The sequence below is a fragment of the Streptomyces sp. NPDC045846 genome, from assembly GCF_056431605.1.
The window spans coordinates 250,982-266,100 of record NZ_JBWKKJ010000003.1 but is presented as its reverse complement, the minus strand read 5'-3'; the positions used below and the strand labels follow the sequence as shown (position 1 = coordinate 266,100).

Sequence of the window (15,119 nt, the reverse complement as noted above, 5' to 3'; positions counted from 1 at the left end):
GGGACGTGGCAGCCTTGGACGAAGCGCGTATGTTCGGCTCTGACGAATGTGGGCAGAAGCCCCTGCGCATCCACATCGAACGAGCACACCTCAGGGGGTTCCGAAATGGCTCGCCCGCTTGCCGGCACGCGTCCCGCGGCGGTCTCCGCCGTGCGGGACACGCGTCCGGCCACGGCCGCCGCGGCCCGCGACGCGGCCCGCGTCTTCCTTGCCGCACTGGCACCCCTGCCGTCCAGAGAATGTGCCGAGAACGTGGTACTCGTCGTCTCCGAGCTCGTCACGAACGCGCTGCGGCACGCGGGCGGGGTCACGGCGCTGCGGTTCGCCGCCGAGGCCGGCACGCTGCACGTCAGTGTGCGCGACCCCAGCCCCGTACCCCCGGGGGAGCGGCCGCCGGACCTCAGCGGGCGCGAGGGCGGCTTCGGCTGGCCGCTGGTGCGCCACCTCGCTCGCGAGGTGACTGTCACCCCTTCCAGTGACGGCGGTAAGGACGTCCGCGTCGCTCTCCCGCGCTAGACACCCCGCGCGGTGACCCTGCGGGCGGTGCCCTCGGCCAGCCGGTAGGCGAGGCCCGCGATGGCGGTGCGGCCGCTCGCCACCTGGTCGGCGAGGATCCGGGAGCGGTCGAGGAGCAGGTCGACGGTGTGCCGCAGATGGGCGTCCACGAGGTCGCTGTCGGATTCGAGCCCTTCGGCACGTGCCGCCAGCACGCTGGGCATGACGCGTTCGACGACGTCCCGCACATGTCCGGCCGCGGGCATCCCCCCTTCGACGGCGGCGCGAGCCGCGGCGACGGCGCCGCACGAGTCGTGCCCGAGCACCACCACGAGGCGGCAGTCCAGCACGCTCGTGCCGTATTCGATGCTGCCGAGCACTTCGGGGCCCAGTACGTGGCCCGCGGTGCGGACGACGAACAGGTCACCGAGGCCCTGGTCGAAGATGATCTCGGCGGCGAGGCGGGAGTCGGAACAGCCGAGCAGCACGGCGAACGGCTGCTGGCCCGGAGCCAGCTCCGCGCGCCGCGCGGCGTCCTGGTTCGGGTGTCCCGGCGTGCCCTCCACGAAGCGGCGGTTGCCCGCCAGCAGAGTGTCGAGAGCCTGGGCGGGAGTGGAAGGGCGATCAAGCATGAGCGCAGCATAGGAGCACGTCAGCGCCCCCTGTGCGCCGTCCCCGCACGAGGCGGCCGTCCCGGGCCTCTGACGTCGGGACCTTCGTCCCTTTGTCGAACGCGGATGCATGATTCGCGGCGACGGGGGCAGACGGAGGCTGCGATGCAGTTACGCGACTAGGGAGGACGTCTTCATGCCAGCGGCGCGGGTGACGGGACGAGAGCGGGCGGACCGGACGGCGACCTCGGCGGTGGGCCTCGGGGAGGGGGAACTGCCCTGGGTGGAGGATGCGGGGAAGGTCGCGCCGAAGGATGCGCGGGAGTTGTCGAAGGTTTTCTTCGAGCGGCTTCAGGTGCTGGAGGAGGGTACGTCCGAGTACCAGTACGCGCGGAACACGTTGATTGAGATGAATCTGTCGTTGGTGCGGTTTGCCGCGGGGCGGTTCCGTAATCGGGGCAGTGGTGAGATGGAGGACGTGGTCCAGGTCGGGACCATTGGTCTGATCAAGGCGATCGACCGGTTCGATCTGTCGCGTGAGGTGGAGTTCACCTCTTTCGCGGTGCCGTACATCGTGGGGGAGATCAAGCGGTTCTTCCGCGACACCACGTGGGCCGTGCACGTGCCGCGCCGTTTGCAGGAGCTGCGCGTGGACATCGCCAAGGCCAAGGAGAGCCTCGCCCTCGAACTCGACCGCGACCCCACCGTGCGCGAGGTCGCCGCCCACTTGGGGCTCGACGAGGAGCAGGTCGTCGAGGGTCTCGTCGCGGCCAACGGCTACACCGCCGGCTCCCTCGACACCTCCGCCGACTCCGACGACTCCGGCCCGGCCGCCGGCGGCAGGAGCCGTACCCTCGTCGACTTCATCGGCGAGGAGGATCCGGGCATGGAGAAGGTGGAGAACCTTCATGCGCTGGCTCCGCTGATGGGTGAGTTGTCCGAGCGGGAGCGGCGGATCGTGAGCATGCGGTTCGGGCGGGAGCTGACGCAGGCCGAGATCGGTGCGGAGCTCGGTGTCTCGCAGATGCAGGTCTCCCGGCTGCTGTCGCGCATCTTGACCAAGCTGCGTGCCGGAATGGCCGAGGAACCCGTCACCAGCGCCTGACCGCCGCAGGGGTCGCACTGGTCCCGGTCGTGGCGCCAGCGGTGTACGCGGCGCCCGTCCGTGGTCTCAACGGGCTTATGGGCGCGGCGTATTCAGCCTGCCCACAAGGGCTCGGCATTCGCGTCCCGGAAGGGCGTAGGGCCCGTTTGAAATCGGCCGGAGCGGCCAGGCGACCTTTCGTCCGCGCGATTGATCCATGCTGGAGGCGAAGCGAATGTCTGCTGACAAGAAGGCCCGGGCGAAGACCGAACAGGCCAAGGGCAAGGTCAAGGAAGCGCTCGGCCGCATGACGGGCAATGAACGGCTCACCGCCGAAGGGCGCATCGACCAGGTCAAGGGCGAAACGCGCGAGGCGAAGGAGAAGGCCAACGAGGCCTTCAAGCACTGATCTCCGAGGGCCCGGCCAGGTGACCGAGCGCGGCGGGAGCCGCGCGGACCGCCGGGCCGCAAACGCGGCGCGACACGAACGGAAAGGGGAAATCCCTCCGATGAACAAGGATCTCTGGGGTTACCAGGACACGAGCGGTCATCTCGCCGGTGCGGATCTGCGCGGGTGGAAGGTCGAAGCCGCCGACGGAAGCATCGGCAAGGTCGACGTCCACTCCGACGAGGTCGGCTCCGCCTACCTCGTGGTCGACACCGGGCCGTGGATCTTCGGCAAACGCGTTCTGCTGCCCGCGGGCACCGTCACCAGGCTCGACCAGGACGAGCAGAAGATTCATGTGGCCCTCACCCGGGACCAGGTCAAGGGCTCGCCGGAGTTCGAGCCGGCCACCCATCTCGACGATCCCACCTACCGCGACCTGATCGGCCGCTATTACGGCGGTCCGTTCGGCTGAGCGCGGACGCTCCCCCTTTCGGGTGGCCCGCCGGAATCCGGCGGGCCACCCGTTTTTCTGCCCGGAGTCGGGACCTTCGTCCGTTTCGGACGCGCATTTTGAGGAAGGCGACATACAGGTACCGATGAACGGTCCAGGCGGATAGCAGCCGCGTGCGAAATGGAGTGAAGAAGTGTCTGTCGTGAAGAGTTCGCTGTCCGACAAGCAGCTGAAGACGGTCGGCTCGGCCCTGCAAGGGGCCCTCGTCGATCTGGTCGATCTGTCGCTCGCGGCCAAGCAGGTGCACTGGAACGTGGTCGGCCCGCGCTTCCGCTCCGTACACCTCCAGCTCGACGACGTGGTGACCACGGCCCGCCAGCACTCGGACACCGTGGCGGAGCGTGCCGCGGCGCTCGGCGTCAACCCGGATGGCCGTGCCGCGCGCGTGGCCGCCGACAGCGCGATCGGCACCGTGCCCGAGGGCTGGATCAAGGACTCCGAGGCCGTGGAGGTCATGGTCGTGGCGCTGGGCAGGATCGTGGAGCGGATGCGTGAGCGCATCGCGGCCACCGACGAGCCCGACCCGGTGAGCCAGGACCTGCTCATCGCCCTGACCGCGGACCTGGAGAAGCACGCCTGGATGTTCCAGGCGGAGAACAGCTGAAGGCGCGAGACCACATGAGTGGGGCGGCCCGGGCGGGCCGCCCCACTCATGTCACGGGGCGCGGACGATGTCGAGATGCCGGGCGGGCCGAGCTGTATCAGGGTGGGTGTGCGGTCAGCCGCCGCCGACCATCCGGATCGAGGAACAGGCAACGATGGACAGCAGCGAGGAACCCCACGCCGGCGAATCGGGCCAGGCGGTGCGGCCTGAGCCCTGGCCCCGCCCCGCGGATGCGCCGCCCGGTCCCACCGCGTCACAGATGACCCTGCGGGTGAACGGGTCCGCCCACACCGTCGAGGTGGATCACCGAACCACCCTGCTCGACCTGCTGCGCGAGCGGCTCGTCCTGACCGGGTCGAAGAAGGGCTGCGACCACGGCCAGTGCGGGGCGTGCACGGTCCTCGTGGACGGTCGCCGGGTCAACAGCTGTCTGCTGCTGGCGGTGACGCTCGACGGCGCCGAGGTCGTGACCGTGGAGGGGCTCGCCGACCTGGCCGGCGAGGACGGCGACCTCCATCCGTTGCAGCGGGCGTTCCTGGACCGCGACGCGTTCCAGTGCGGGTACTGCACGCCCGGCCAGCTGTGTTCGGCCGTCGGCATGCTGGAGGAGGCCAAGGCGGGCGCGCCCTCCCTGGTCACCGACCCGCAGCAGGCGCCGGATGGTCCCGTGCGGCTGACCGGCGAGGAGATCCGGGAGCGGCTGAGCGGCAACCTGTGCCGGTGCGGCGCCTATCCCCACATCGTCGAGGCAGTGCGGGACGTGATCGCGTGAAGCCGGTGTCGTACGTGCGCGTCCGCAGCGTGGAGGAGGCCACCGCCGCCCACGCCGGCCGGGACGAGGCCCGCTACCTGGGCGGTGGAACCAACCTGGTCGACCTGATGAAGCTCGGGGTGGAGCGCCCCGAGGTCCTCGTCGACATCACACGTCTCCCTCTGGACGAGGTGGAGGAGCGGCCGGGCGGCGCTCTCCGGATCGGCGCGACCGTACGCAACAGCGACCTCGCCGCACACCCCTTGCTGCGGGAGCGGTATCCCGTGGTGTCGCAGGCCGTCCTCAGTGGCGCCTCCGGCCAGTTGCGCAACGCCGCGACCACCGGCGGGAACCTGCTTCAGCGCACCCGGTGCGCCTACTTCCAGGACGTGTCCAAGCCCTGCAACAAGCGTGTGCCGGGAAGCGGTTGCGCGGCGCTCGACGGCATCAACCACGACCACGCCGTCCTCGGCCACTCGCCGCACTGCGTGGCGACCCACCCCTCCGATCTCGCCGTGGCGCTCGCGGCGGTCGACGCCGTCGTCGAACTCTCCGGCCCCGGGGGCGGCCGTACGGTGCCGGTCGCGGACTTCCTGCGCCTGCCGGAGGACGCCCCCGAGCGTGACACCGTGATCAGCCACGGCGAGCTCATCACCGCCGTGGTGTTGCCGCCGCTTCCGCCCGGCTCGGTGTCCCACTACCGCAAGGCACGGGAGAGAGCCTCGTACGCCTTCGCGCTGGCCTCCGTGGCCGCCGTCCTCCAGCTGGAGGACGGAGAGGTGCGCCACATCGGCCTAGCCTTCGGCGGCCTCGCCCACCGCCCCTGGCGCGCCCGGCGTACCGAGGCCGCCCTCATGGGCTCTCGGCCGACCCCCGAAGCCGTCGCGCGGGCCCTCGACGCGGAGCTGGACCAGGCCGTGCCGCTGCGGGACAACGCGTACAAGGTGGCGCTCGCCCGCGATCTCGCCGCGCAGGTGCTCGGCTCGCTCACCGCTACGGCCTGAACCCCTCCGAGGAGGCATGCCGCGCCCGGTTCGACCCGCTAGGAGACCCGTCATGGCTTCGCAAGCGCACAACGCAGTCGGCTCGCCCATCGAGCGCCGTGAGGGCGGGGCGAAGGTGAGCGGAGGCGCCCGGTACGCCACGGAGTACACGCCGCCCGGCTGTGTGTACGCCTGGCTGGTGCCGGCCACCGTCCCCAAAGGCAGGGTCGTCTCCCTGGACACGGCCGCCGCGCTGAAGGTGCCCGGCGTGCTGGCCGTGCTCACCCCCGACTCGGCGCCCCGGCTCGCCGACACGGACGACGCCACTCTCGCCGTGCTGCAGGACTCCCGAGTGCCGCACCACGGATGGCCGGTGGCCCTGGCGGTCGCCGAAACCCTGGAAGCGGCCCGCGCCGCAGCCGAGTCGGTGGGCGTCGGATACGAGACCGAGCCCCACGAGTCCGTCCTGACCGAGGACCCGCCCGGCGCCTACACCCCCGAGGAGGCCAACGGCGGCCACCCCGCCGAGCGCCGGAGGGGCGATCCCGAGGGACAGTTCGCCGCGGCACCGGTCAAGGTCGACGTGCGCTACCGGGTGCCACCCCTGCACAACCACCCCATGGAGCCGCACGGGGCGACCGCGAGCTGGCAGGACGGCCGCCTCACGGTGTACGACACCAACCAGGGCTCCGACCCGGTGCGGGCCGTCCTGGCCGAGGTGTTCGAGCTGCCCGAGGAACGGGTGACCGTCGTATGCGAACACGTCGGCGGCGGGTTCGGCTCCAAGGGCACGCCCCGGCCGCACGTGGTGCTCGCCGCGATGGCGTCCCTGCACGTGGGGCGTCCCGTCAAACTCGCCCTGACCAGGCGGCAGTTGACGGAACTCGTCGGCCACCGCGCGCCGACCGACCACCGCCTGCGGCTCGGCGCGGAGCCGGACGGCACGCTCACCTCGCTGATCCACGAGGTGACCACGCACACCTCCCGGGTCAAGGAGTTCGTCGAGCAGGCGGCGGTGCCCGGGCGCGTGATGTACGCCGGAGCGAACAGTCTCACCGCCCACCGGGTGGCCGCGCTGGACGTGCCCACCCCGTCCTGGATGCGGGCGCCGGGGGAGGCCCCGGGCATGTACGCCCTGGAGTCCGCCATCGACGAACTCGCCTGCGCGCTCGACATGGACCCCATCGAGCTGCGGGCGCGCAACGAGCCGGGCGAAGAGCCCGACAGCGGCCGTCCGTTCAGCAGTCGGCACGTCGTGGAGTGTCTGCGCGAGGGCGCGCAGCGCTTCGGCTGGGTCGAGCGCGACCCCCGTGCCGGGGTGCGGCGTTCGGGAGCGTGGCTGACCGGCACCGGTGTGGCCTCCGCCACCTATCCGGTGATCGTCTCGCCCAGCCGCGCGACCGTCACCGCCCACCCCGACGGGCTCCACGTGGTGCGGATCAATGCCACCGACATCGGCACCGGCGCCCGTACCGTGCTGGCGCAGATCGCGGCCGACGCGCTCGGCGTCGGAGCCGAAACGGTCCGTACGGAGATCGGCACCACGGGGCTTCCCAAGGCTCCGCTCGCGGGAGGCTCGGCCGGCACGGCGTCCTGGGGCTGGGCCGTGCACGAGGCGTGCCGCTCCCTGGCCCGCCAACTCCGGGAGCGCTCCGGCCCGTTGCCCCCCGAGGGGCTGACGGCCTCCGCGGACACCGCGGGTACGGCGGACGCGGAGACCCCCTACGCGCGCCACGCCTTCGGTGCCCACTTCGCCGAGGTGGGCGTCGACACGGTCACGGGGGAGGTGCGGGTGCGGCGCCTGCTCGGGGTGTACGCGGCCGGACGCATCCTCAATCCGCGGACCGCCAGGTCGCAGTTCATCGGCGGCATGGTGATGGGGCTCGGTATGGCGCTCACCGAAGGAGGCCGTGTGGACCCGGCGTCGGGCGCGTTCCTCGGCAGTGACCTCGCGGGCTACCACGTCCCGGCACACGCCGACGTGCCCGAGGTCGAGGCCCACTGGATCGATGAGGAGGACGCCCACCTCAACCCGATGGGAAGCAAGGGCATCGGGGAGATCGGCATCGTCGGGACCGCGGCCGCGATCGGCAACGCGGTGCACCACGCCACCGGCGTCCGCTTCAGGGAACTGCCGCTCACGCCGGATCGGGTGCACGCCGCCGGGCGAGGACTGGTCTAGCGTGGCCGCCCCTGTCGGTCGGGCCGGCCCACGGGGAGGTGGACCGGCCCGACCTGGCACGAAGGCAGTGCCTAGTCCTTGAAGACGTCCTTGATCTTTTCCTTAGCCTGGCGCGCGTCGCCCTTGGCCTTCTCGGCGCGGCCTTCGGCTTCCTTGCTCTCGTTGCCGACCGCGCGTCCGGCCGTCTTCTTCACTTTGCCCTTCGCCTGCTCGACCTTGGACTTGGCCTTCTCATCGCCGGCCATGGGGTCAACTCCCTTGATCTGATGGGGAAATGTCCGTCCGGCTGGGGCGGGTCTCCCCGAAACGCGCCGCCAAACCGACGGCCTCGTATCCCCGCGCGCCCGGCGGCTCAGACCTGTGCGGTTCCGGCCACGTCGACGGCTTCGAAGCCCTCGCGGCGGATCCGCTCCACTCCCCAGGCGCCCAGGGAACGGAGCGCCTGGTTGAGCGTCTGTCCATGCTCCGTCAGGGAGTACTCCACCCGCGGCGGCACTTCGGCGTAGACCTCCCGGTGCACCAGGGCGTCGGCCTCCAACTCCCGCAGATGCTGGGTGAGCATCTTCTCGCTCACGCCCGGCAGAGCGCGCCTCAGCTCGGCGAAGCGGCGTACGCCATGCGTGGCCAGTTCCCACAGGATCAGGCCCTTCCACTTGCCGCTGACCACGTCGAGGGCGGCATCGATGCCGCAGATGTACGGGCCGCGTCTCGGCGCCTTGGACATCGAGATCCCCTTACGAAAAGGTAAGTACCGCAGAAAACAGTGGGTACTTCCGAGACTAGCGGCGCCCGCCCAGCATGGAGGTGTGAACCAACGACACGCCACCACCAGCCAGAACATCCCCGTCACCGTGATCGGCCTCGGCCCGATGGGCCAGGCGATGACACGCTCGCTCCTCACCGCCGGGCATCCGGTCACCGTCTGGAACCGCACCGCGAGCCGGGCCGACGGGGCCGTCGCCGCCGGAGCGGTGCTCGCGGCGACGCCCCGCGGGGCGATCGAGGCGAGCGACCTCGTGATCCTCAGCCTCACCGACTACCAGGCCATGTACGACGTCCTCGAAACCGCCGGGGAAGCACTGACCGGCCGCACGCTGGTCAACCTGAGCTCCGACACCCCCGACCGCACCCGTGAGGCCGCGGCATGGGCGGCGAGCCGGGGCGCGGCCTTCCTCACCGGAGGCGTCATGGTCCCCGCGCCGATGGTCGGCACGGCGGCGGCCCACGTCTACTACAGCGGGCCCGCCGAGGAGATGGACCGGCACCGCGCCACGCTGACGCTGCTCGGCGAGCCCCGGTACCTGGGCGCGGACCCGGGCCTCGCCCAGATGATGTACCAAGCCCAACTCGCGGTGTTCCTCACCACGTTGTCCGCCCTGATGCACGCCACCGCGATGCTGGGCACCGCGGGGATGAAGGCCGCTGACGCGCTTCCGGAACTGTTGGCCGCTGCCGACTCGATCGGCACCATCCTGAGGGCCGGGGAGGAGAGCCCCGGCGCGGCGCTCGACGCGGGCCAGCACCCGGGCGACCTCAGCACGGTCACCATGATGGGCGCGACGGCCGACCACATCGTCGAGACCAGCACCTCACTCGGCCTCGACCTCGCGCTGCCGCTGGCCGTGCGGGCCCACTACCGGCGCGCGATCGGGGACGGCCACGGCGGCGACAACTGGACGCGCATCATCGACGGCATCCGCGCACCGCGCTGACGGGATGTCGGGCGTTCTACGACCGCGCCCGGCCCTGTGGCCCGACACGGGGAGCGGGTCGGGACACAGAGCCGGGCGATGAAGGGTGGCCTCCGCTTCCCGCAGCGAAGGCCGGGCCGCGCGGCGGCCTCAGGGGGCGACCGCTTCCAGCACGGAGTCGTCGAAGGTGCGGGCCCCGGGCAGCCCGTGCCGGGCCGCGATCACGGCGGCGTCGATGTCCCGGGTCCCGGTGGCCACGCACAGGGTGTACGCCACGTCGTCCAGGCGCTGGCGGGTGGCCTCGCTCCCTTCGCCCGCGTCCAGCGCGTGAAGGACGTCGTACTCGTCGAGGAGTTCGCGAAGCACCGCGGGGTGAGCCATCAACATGAGTAGGTTTCCTCCAGTCGACACCGTTACGGCTTGAAGGCTCTGCTGCCCCCGTTCCGCAGTCCTACACGCCGGGCGGAACCACCGCGTCCCGCGCCCCGTATGGCCCAGGCGGGCGCGGCTCGTCCCCGGTGTGCCCGGCGCTGCGCAGGCCGGGGGCCGGGGCTGCGTCGGCCGGGCCAGGGGGTGGCACCCGCGCCGACGGGGGAGTGTTCGCGGGGGCGGGACAGGGGACGGGGTGTGAGACTGCCTGGTAGGAGGTGGCCGGCCATGGGCAAGGACGCGGACGAGGGCTCCGATTGCGGCGAGCGATTGCTGGAGGACCTGCTGGCCCAGGCGCACACCGCGACGCCGATGGACCTCCCGGCGCTGGTGAACCGCTGCGCCGAGGCGTTCGGCCTGGGGGAGGTCGTCATCTACCTGACCGATCTTCAGCAGCGCCGACTGGTCTCGCTCACCGAGGGGCTGCCGACCCTGGACGTCGACTCGTCCATCGCGGGCTGGTGCTACCGGACGGTTTCGCTCCGCATGGAGGACGTGGACACCGGCATCCTGTGCGTCTGGCTCCCCGTCGTGGACGGCGCCGAGCGGCTGGGGGTGCTGGGCGTGCGGACACGGAGCGTGGACGCCGCGCGGCTGCGCCGCTGCCGCATGCTGACGCAGGTCGTGGCGATGGCCATCACCTCGAAGCGCGCCTACAGCGACAGCTTCGCCCGCAAGGCCCGGGCCGAGCGCATGCAACTGCCCGCGGAGATGCTCCGCGCCTTCCTTCCGCCGCGCACCATCGGCAACACCCACGTCGTGTCCACCGCCGTACTGGAGCCGGCGTACGAGATCGGCGGCGATGCCTTCGATCACTCGCTCACCCAGTCCACCCTGCACGCGACGATCCTCGACGCCATGGGCCACGACCTCGCCTCGGGCCTGACGACCTCGGTCGCCCTGGCCGGCTGCCGCAACGCCCGGCGGGCCGGTGCGGGACTGCTCGACCTCGTCGAGACCATCGACCAGGCACTCGCCCAATGGCTGCCCGACAAGTTCTGCACCGGCATCCTCACCCAGCTCGACCTGTCCACGGGAGTGTTCAGCTGGTGCAACTGCGGGCACCCCCCGCCCGTGCTGATCCGGGACGGACGGGTGGTGGCGGGGGCCCTCGAACGCAGCGCCCAGCCGCCCATGGGGCTGCCCGCCCGGTTCAGCGACGAACCGAGGGCCATCCACGAGATGACGCTGGAACCCGGCGACCGCGTCCTGCTCTACACCGACGGCGTGACCGAGGCGCGGACCGCCGGGGGCGGCGAGTTCGGCATGGATCGCTTCACGGACTCCATCATCCTCGCCACCGCCGCGGGCGAACTGGCCGCCGAGACACTGCGCCGTCTCATCCACTCCATCCTCGACAGCGAGGACAGCGACCTGCGCGACGACGCCACCCTGCTCCTCATCGAGTGGTGGGCGCCCGAGACGAAGCCGACGCCCCGCAGGGGATGAGACGGGCGGGGCATGTCCTCCGGATGGCCGTGGCCCGGGCCGGACTTCCTCGGCAGTCGTGTGCCGTGCGATGGCGTACGGGTGACACCGCGTTTCCTGTGTACAGAAGGCCGGGGAGAGCTGAGGTGTCCCCCCACCTCTTTCATCGGGAGCGTTCATGCGTATGCGAACCACTCTGGCCGCCGGTCTTCTCGCCGTGGCGGCGGTCCTGGGCGGCGCCGGCTCGGCCCTGGCGCACGACCACTACGACGACCACCGTTCCGAGGGCGACATGAAGGCCTGCGGCACGTTCGCCGGAGCCATCAAGGGCAACGCCTTCTACGGCGACGGGTGTGCCCAGGGTCACTGGCAGGGCAACCACCAGAACAGCCGCTTCCCGTTCTGACCGGCGGCTGAGCACAGCCCCGCCACGCGTACCGGCCCCACCTCGTGGGGCCGGTACGCGCGCGTCCGCCCGGCGGGCGAGTGCGGGTTGACCCTCCCCCTACGTCAGGCTTGAGGCTGTCTGCAGACGAGAGGGCGGGAGCGATGAGTTACTCCGTGGGTCAGGTCGCGGCTTTTGCCGGGGTGACGGTGCGTACGCTGCACCACTACGACAAGGCGGGACTGCTCGCGCCCAGCGGCCGCAGTCACGCCGGCTACCGGCTCTACAGCGACGCAGACCTGGCCCGCCTCCAGCAGATCCTGTTCTACCGCGAACTCGGCTTCTCGGTGGAGGAGACCGCCGCCGTGCTGAAGGACCCGCACGTCGACGTGCTGGAACTGCTGCAGGCCCGGCAGCGGCAGCTGCACGAGGAGATCGCCCGGCTGCAACGCCTGGCCGAGGTGACCCAACAAGCCATCGACGTACAGCAGAACGGGGTGGCCCTGACACCCCAGGAGCGCTTCGACGTCTTCGGCGAGGTCACCTTCGACCTCAGCTATGCCACCGAGGCGCAACTGAAGTGGCAACGGTCGGAAGGTCAGCGCGAGTCGATGGCGCGCGCCGCGGCCCACACCAAGGAGGACTGGCGCCGCCTCATGGCGGAAGCCGCCGCCTGGCGTGCAGAGCTGCTCGCGGCCTTCGACGAGGGGGAGCCGTGCGACGGCGAACGGGCCATGGGCATCGCCGAGGAGCACCGTCGGCACATCGAGCGCTGGTTCACCGCCTGCCCGCCCGATCGGCATCGGCGCATCGCGGACGACTTCGCCGCCGATCCGCGCGCTTTCGCTCTCGTCGTCCCCCCGTCCGAGCAGCGACCGGACCTCGACGCCTACTTGAGCAAGGCGGTGCACGCCAACGCCTCCCGCATCGAGGCCCTGCCCACCGACCTTGAGGAAGAACGATGAAAATCCTGATAGCCGCGGCCGGTTCGCGCGGCGACGTCGCGCCCTACACCGGCCTGGGTGCCGAACTGCGGCGCGCCGGACACGAGGTGGCCATCGCCGCCACGGACGCCTTCGCACCCCTCATACGCGGGGCGGGGCTTGAGTTCCGCAACCTGCCCGCCGAGACGCGAGGGCGCGGAGCCGTCACGAACAAGCGCGAACTGATGCGCCGGGCCGGGGAGTTCATGACCCAACTGGGCCAGGGGTTCGCCGACGCGGCGGCCGACGGAGCCGATCTGCTGCTGCTTTCGGCGACCACCGCCCCGCTGGGCTGGCACATCACCGAAGCGACCGGCACCCCGAGCCTGGGCGTGTACCTCCAACCCACCGCGCCCACGGGCGACTTCCCTCCGGTCATCACCGGCGCCCGTTCACTGGGCCGGGTCGGCAACCGCGCCGCGGCCCACTTCTCCCTCCGCATGGCTGACCGCATCAGCGAGCAGGCGGTCACCGACCTGCGCCGCCGCCTCCAGCTGCCCCCGGTCTCCGCCTCCACCACGCGTCGGCTCCAGGAGCAGGCCAACTGGCCCATCCTGCACGGTTTCAGTACGGCTCTGGTGCCCCGTCCGGCCGACTGGCGCTCCGGTCTGGAGGTCGTGGGCACCTGGTGGCCGCACGTCGATCCCGGCGACCGGCTGCCGGACCTCGTGGAGGATTTCCTCCAGGCAGGCTCCCGGCCCGTCTTCATCGGCTTCGGAAGCATGGCCTCCGGGCACGGGGAACGATTGAGCGAGCTCGCCGTACGGGCCCTGCGCCGGGCGGGGCTGCGCGGCATCCTTCAGTCCGGCAGCGCCGAACTGGCCGCCGACGCGGACGACGTCCTCACCGTGGGGGACCTGCCTCATTCCCTGCTCTTTCCGCGGATGGCCGCGGTGGTCCACCACGCCGGGGCGGGCACCACGGCGGCGGCGCTGCGTGCCGCGGTGCCCGCGGTCACCGTGCCGGTGACGGCCGACCAGCCCTTCTGGGCGGCCCGCCTCGCGGCCATCGGCGCCGCCGCCGATCCCGTCCCGTTCCGGTCCCTGAGCGCCGAACGCCTCGCCGACGCGCTCGTCCGCGTCGTCGAGCAGCCGATGTACGGCCAGGCCGCGGAGGCCGCCGCGAAACACCTGGCTGCCGAGGACGGAGCGGGCCGGGTCATCGACGCGATCGAGCGGATGACCGGCCACTGACCCGAGAAGGCGGCGTCAGACCGTGCTTTCCGGGCCCGCCTGAAGCGAGTCGTTGGCGCAGCCTGGCACGCGGGGTTCGCCGGTGCGGCCTCCGGTCCGAAGGCTGGTGCCGGAAGTCGGCTCCGGGCAGGCCCAGTTGGCCCCTGGCACACGCGGGCCCCGCGCGCAGCGGAATCCCCGAATCCAGGACGGGGACACCCGGGGCCCGGCCAGGATGGGGTCATGGATTCTGGGGACGCGGGGCTGGGTGGGGCGCGGCGCATCGTGGTGCGGGTACCGGTGGATCCCGTGGAGGCCGCCGTTGAGGCCGACGCCGTCGACGCGGCGGCGCGGACGGGCGGGTTCGTGGTGCGGGGCCCGCTGTTCGGGGTGGCGACGCGGGACGACAGGGACGGACCCGGGTGGCGGGTCGTTGTCGCGGTCACGGCGGGGTGTCCGCAGCAGGCCCGCGACAGCCTGAACTCGAAGCTGTGGTTCCGCGCGAAGGACGAAGCCCGCAGCAGAGCGGAACGACGGGCGCTGCTCGCGGCCGTCGCCCGGCTGGAGACCGAGCGGGTCGACGAACTCGCCGTGGACGGCACCCGCTACCGCGTGGTGCGTGCCGAGGAGTACGCGATGTCCGGCCCCGAAGGGCTGGAAGGGCCGCGCCCCACCGACCCGGAACCCCTGGTGCCCGACTGGTCCCGCGGGGTCCGCGGCCCGGAGATCGACGACGGTCTGGTCCTGGACGTGGAGGCGCCGGTCACCCCGACCCAGGCCCTGGAGCAACTCGCCTTGCGGGACCTGCGGTACAGCGGCGACCGGTACCCCGACGCGGTGCGGGCCGACTCGCGCCGGGCCCTCGATCTGCATCCGGATGTGGTCCTGCTGCCCCCGACGTTCACGGTCGTGGAGCGGACGACGGGCGCCTGGACGCCGGCCAGTGGGCAGCACGCGACCGTGCACGCCGCCCGCCGGTCGCTGGACTTCTCCCTGACCTGGCTGTGGCCGCGTACCCAGGGCCTCATCCCGACCGACGCCGAGATGGACGTCGATGCCCGCAGCGTGAGCACCGGCGGCAAGGACGTACCGCATGCCGCGGTCCTCGCCGAGCACGCGGAGGCCGCCGACGCGCTCCGCGCGGGCCGCGTCAACCGCCTGGAGTTCCGCGACACGGTCTACCAGATCGCCCGCATCCGCCGCCTGATGCGGTGGGGACCGGACGGACCCGAGGGCCCGCGCCCGTCCGACGTCAACACGCAGGACCCCGTTCGCCTTCACCCGCCGCTCGACGAGGACGGGACCATCGGCCGCGAGACCTGAGACCCGGTGCTCCCGCCTCTGTTCCATCGGGATTTCATCGCTCCGCCCTACCGTGTCCGCGTTCAGACAAGGGTCTGGGTCCGAGGGGAAGGACGGCTC

18 protein-coding genes are annotated in these 15,119 nt (G+C 71.7%); 14 read left to right on the top strand and 4 right to left on the bottom strand.

Annotation, left to right across the window (positions count from 1 at the left end):
* Positions 1–105: 105 nt before the first annotated feature.
* A complete protein-coding gene (locus tag AC07F3_RS10230; protein WP_479112387.1) occupies positions 106–516 on the top strand; it encodes an ATP-binding protein in 411 nt (136 codons plus the stop codon).
* Here AC07F3_RS10230 and AC07F3_RS10225 read toward each other — a convergent pair.
* The gene (locus AC07F3_RS10225; protein ID WP_479112385.1) at positions 513–1,127 is read right to left on the bottom strand and encodes a carbonic anhydrase; all 615 of its coding nucleotides are present in this window, start codon (positions 1,125–1,127) and stop codon (positions 513–515) included. The two genes, AC07F3_RS10230 and AC07F3_RS10225, sit on opposite strands and share 4 nt — an antisense overlap.
* Positions 1,128–1,302: 175 nt before the next feature.
* On the opposite strand from AC07F3_RS10225, the gene AC07F3_RS10220 reads away from it, so the two are divergent.
* From AC07F3_RS10220 to AC07F3_RS10190, 7 genes are all read left to right on the top strand, one after another.
* Positions 1,303–2,211: an RNA polymerase sigma factor SigF gene (locus tag AC07F3_RS10220; RefSeq protein WP_479112384.1), complete on the top strand. Its 909-nt coding sequence runs from the start codon at positions 1,303–1,305 to the stop codon at positions 2,209–2,211.
* A gap of 214 nt (positions 2,212–2,425) precedes the next feature.
* Positions 2,426–2,599 (top strand): CsbD family protein, encoded by a 174-nt coding sequence (locus tag AC07F3_RS10215; protein ID WP_479112382.1) that lies wholly within the window; start codon positions 2,426–2,428, stop codon positions 2,597–2,599.
* 100 nt (positions 2,600–2,699) lie between these two features.
* The gene (locus tag AC07F3_RS10210) at positions 2,700–3,050 is read left to right on the top strand and encodes a PRC-barrel domain-containing protein (RefSeq protein WP_479112380.1); all 351 of its coding nucleotides are present in this window, start codon (positions 2,700–2,702) and stop codon (positions 3,048–3,050) included.
* A 172-nt stretch (positions 3,051–3,222) separates the two neighbouring features.
* Entirely contained in the window at positions 3,223–3,693 is a 471-nt protein-coding gene (locus AC07F3_RS10205) for a Dps family protein (RefSeq protein WP_479112378.1), read from the top strand.
* Between the two features lie 259 nt (positions 3,694–3,952).
* Positions 3,953–4,465, top strand: a complete 513-nt coding sequence (locus AC07F3_RS10200; protein WP_479113065.1) for a 2Fe-2S iron-sulfur cluster-binding protein — start codon at positions 3,953–3,955, stop codon at positions 4,463–4,465.
* Positions 4,462–5,448, top strand: coding sequence for an FAD binding domain-containing protein (locus AC07F3_RS10195; protein WP_479112376.1), 987 nt, complete (start codon positions 4,462–4,464; stop codon positions 5,446–5,448). Before AC07F3_RS10200 ends, AC07F3_RS10195 begins: the two co-directional genes overlap by 4 nt.
* Positions 5,449–5,500: 52 nt before the next feature.
* The gene (locus AC07F3_RS10190) at positions 5,501–7,609 is read left to right on the top strand and encodes a xanthine dehydrogenase family protein molybdopterin-binding subunit (protein ID WP_479112374.1); all 2,109 of its coding nucleotides are present in this window, start codon (positions 5,501–5,503) and stop codon (positions 7,607–7,609) included.
* Positions 7,610–7,680: 71 nt separating this feature from the next.
* Here AC07F3_RS10190 and AC07F3_RS10185 read toward each other — a convergent pair whose 3' ends face one another.
* Both AC07F3_RS10185 and AC07F3_RS10180 read right to left on the bottom strand, forming a co-directional pair.
* Positions 7,681–7,854: a CsbD family protein gene (locus AC07F3_RS10185; RefSeq protein WP_479112372.1), complete on the bottom strand. Its 174-nt coding sequence runs from the start codon at positions 7,852–7,854 to the stop codon at positions 7,681–7,683.
* A gap of 107 nt (positions 7,855–7,961) precedes the next feature.
* Positions 7,962–8,333 carry a winged helix-turn-helix transcriptional regulator gene (locus AC07F3_RS10180; RefSeq protein ID WP_479112370.1) on the bottom strand — a complete coding sequence of 124 codons (372 nt, stop codon included), beginning with the start codon at positions 8,331–8,333 and terminating at the stop codon, positions 7,962–7,964.
* Positions 8,334–8,415: 82 nt separating this feature from the next.
* Between AC07F3_RS10180 and AC07F3_RS10175 the strand changes: the two genes are divergently transcribed.
* Positions 8,416–9,321, top strand: coding sequence for an NAD(P)-dependent oxidoreductase (locus tag AC07F3_RS10175; protein ID WP_479112369.1), 906 nt, complete (start codon positions 8,416–8,418; stop codon positions 9,319–9,321).
* A gap of 129 nt (positions 9,322–9,450) precedes the next feature.
* Here AC07F3_RS10175 and AC07F3_RS10170 read toward each other — a convergent pair whose 3' ends face one another.
* Positions 9,451–9,687, bottom strand: coding sequence for a DUF5133 domain-containing protein (locus tag AC07F3_RS10170; RefSeq protein WP_479112367.1), 237 nt, complete (start codon positions 9,685–9,687; stop codon positions 9,451–9,453).
* A 270-nt stretch (positions 9,688–9,957) separates the two neighbouring features.
* Here AC07F3_RS10170 and AC07F3_RS10165 point away from each other — a divergent pair, with 270 nt between their 5' ends.
* From AC07F3_RS10165 to AC07F3_RS10145, 5 genes are all read left to right on the top strand, one after another.
* Positions 9,958–11,178 (top strand): PP2C family protein-serine/threonine phosphatase, encoded by a 1,221-nt coding sequence (locus AC07F3_RS10165; protein ID WP_479112365.1) that lies wholly within the window; start codon positions 9,958–9,960, stop codon positions 11,176–11,178.
* Positions 11,179–11,335: 157 nt separating this feature from the next.
* A complete protein-coding gene (locus tag AC07F3_RS10160; protein ID WP_479112363.1) occupies positions 11,336–11,563 on the top strand; it encodes a hypothetical protein in 228 nt (75 codons plus the stop codon).
* A 143-nt stretch (positions 11,564–11,706) separates the two neighbouring features.
* Positions 11,707–12,507, top strand: a complete 801-nt coding sequence (locus AC07F3_RS10155; RefSeq protein ID WP_479112361.1) for a MerR family transcriptional regulator — start codon at positions 11,707–11,709, stop codon at positions 12,505–12,507.
* Positions 12,504–13,718, top strand: coding sequence for a nucleotide disphospho-sugar-binding domain-containing protein (locus AC07F3_RS10150; RefSeq protein WP_479112359.1), 1,215 nt, complete (start codon positions 12,504–12,506; stop codon positions 13,716–13,718). The genes AC07F3_RS10155 and AC07F3_RS10150 overlap by 4 nt, the downstream gene beginning before the upstream one ends.
* 222 nt (positions 13,719–13,940) lie before the next feature.
* Entirely contained in the window at positions 13,941–15,020 is a 1,080-nt protein-coding gene (locus tag AC07F3_RS10145; protein ID WP_479112357.1) for a DUF5954 family protein, read from the top strand.
* Positions 15,021–15,119 lie beyond the last annotated feature (99 nt).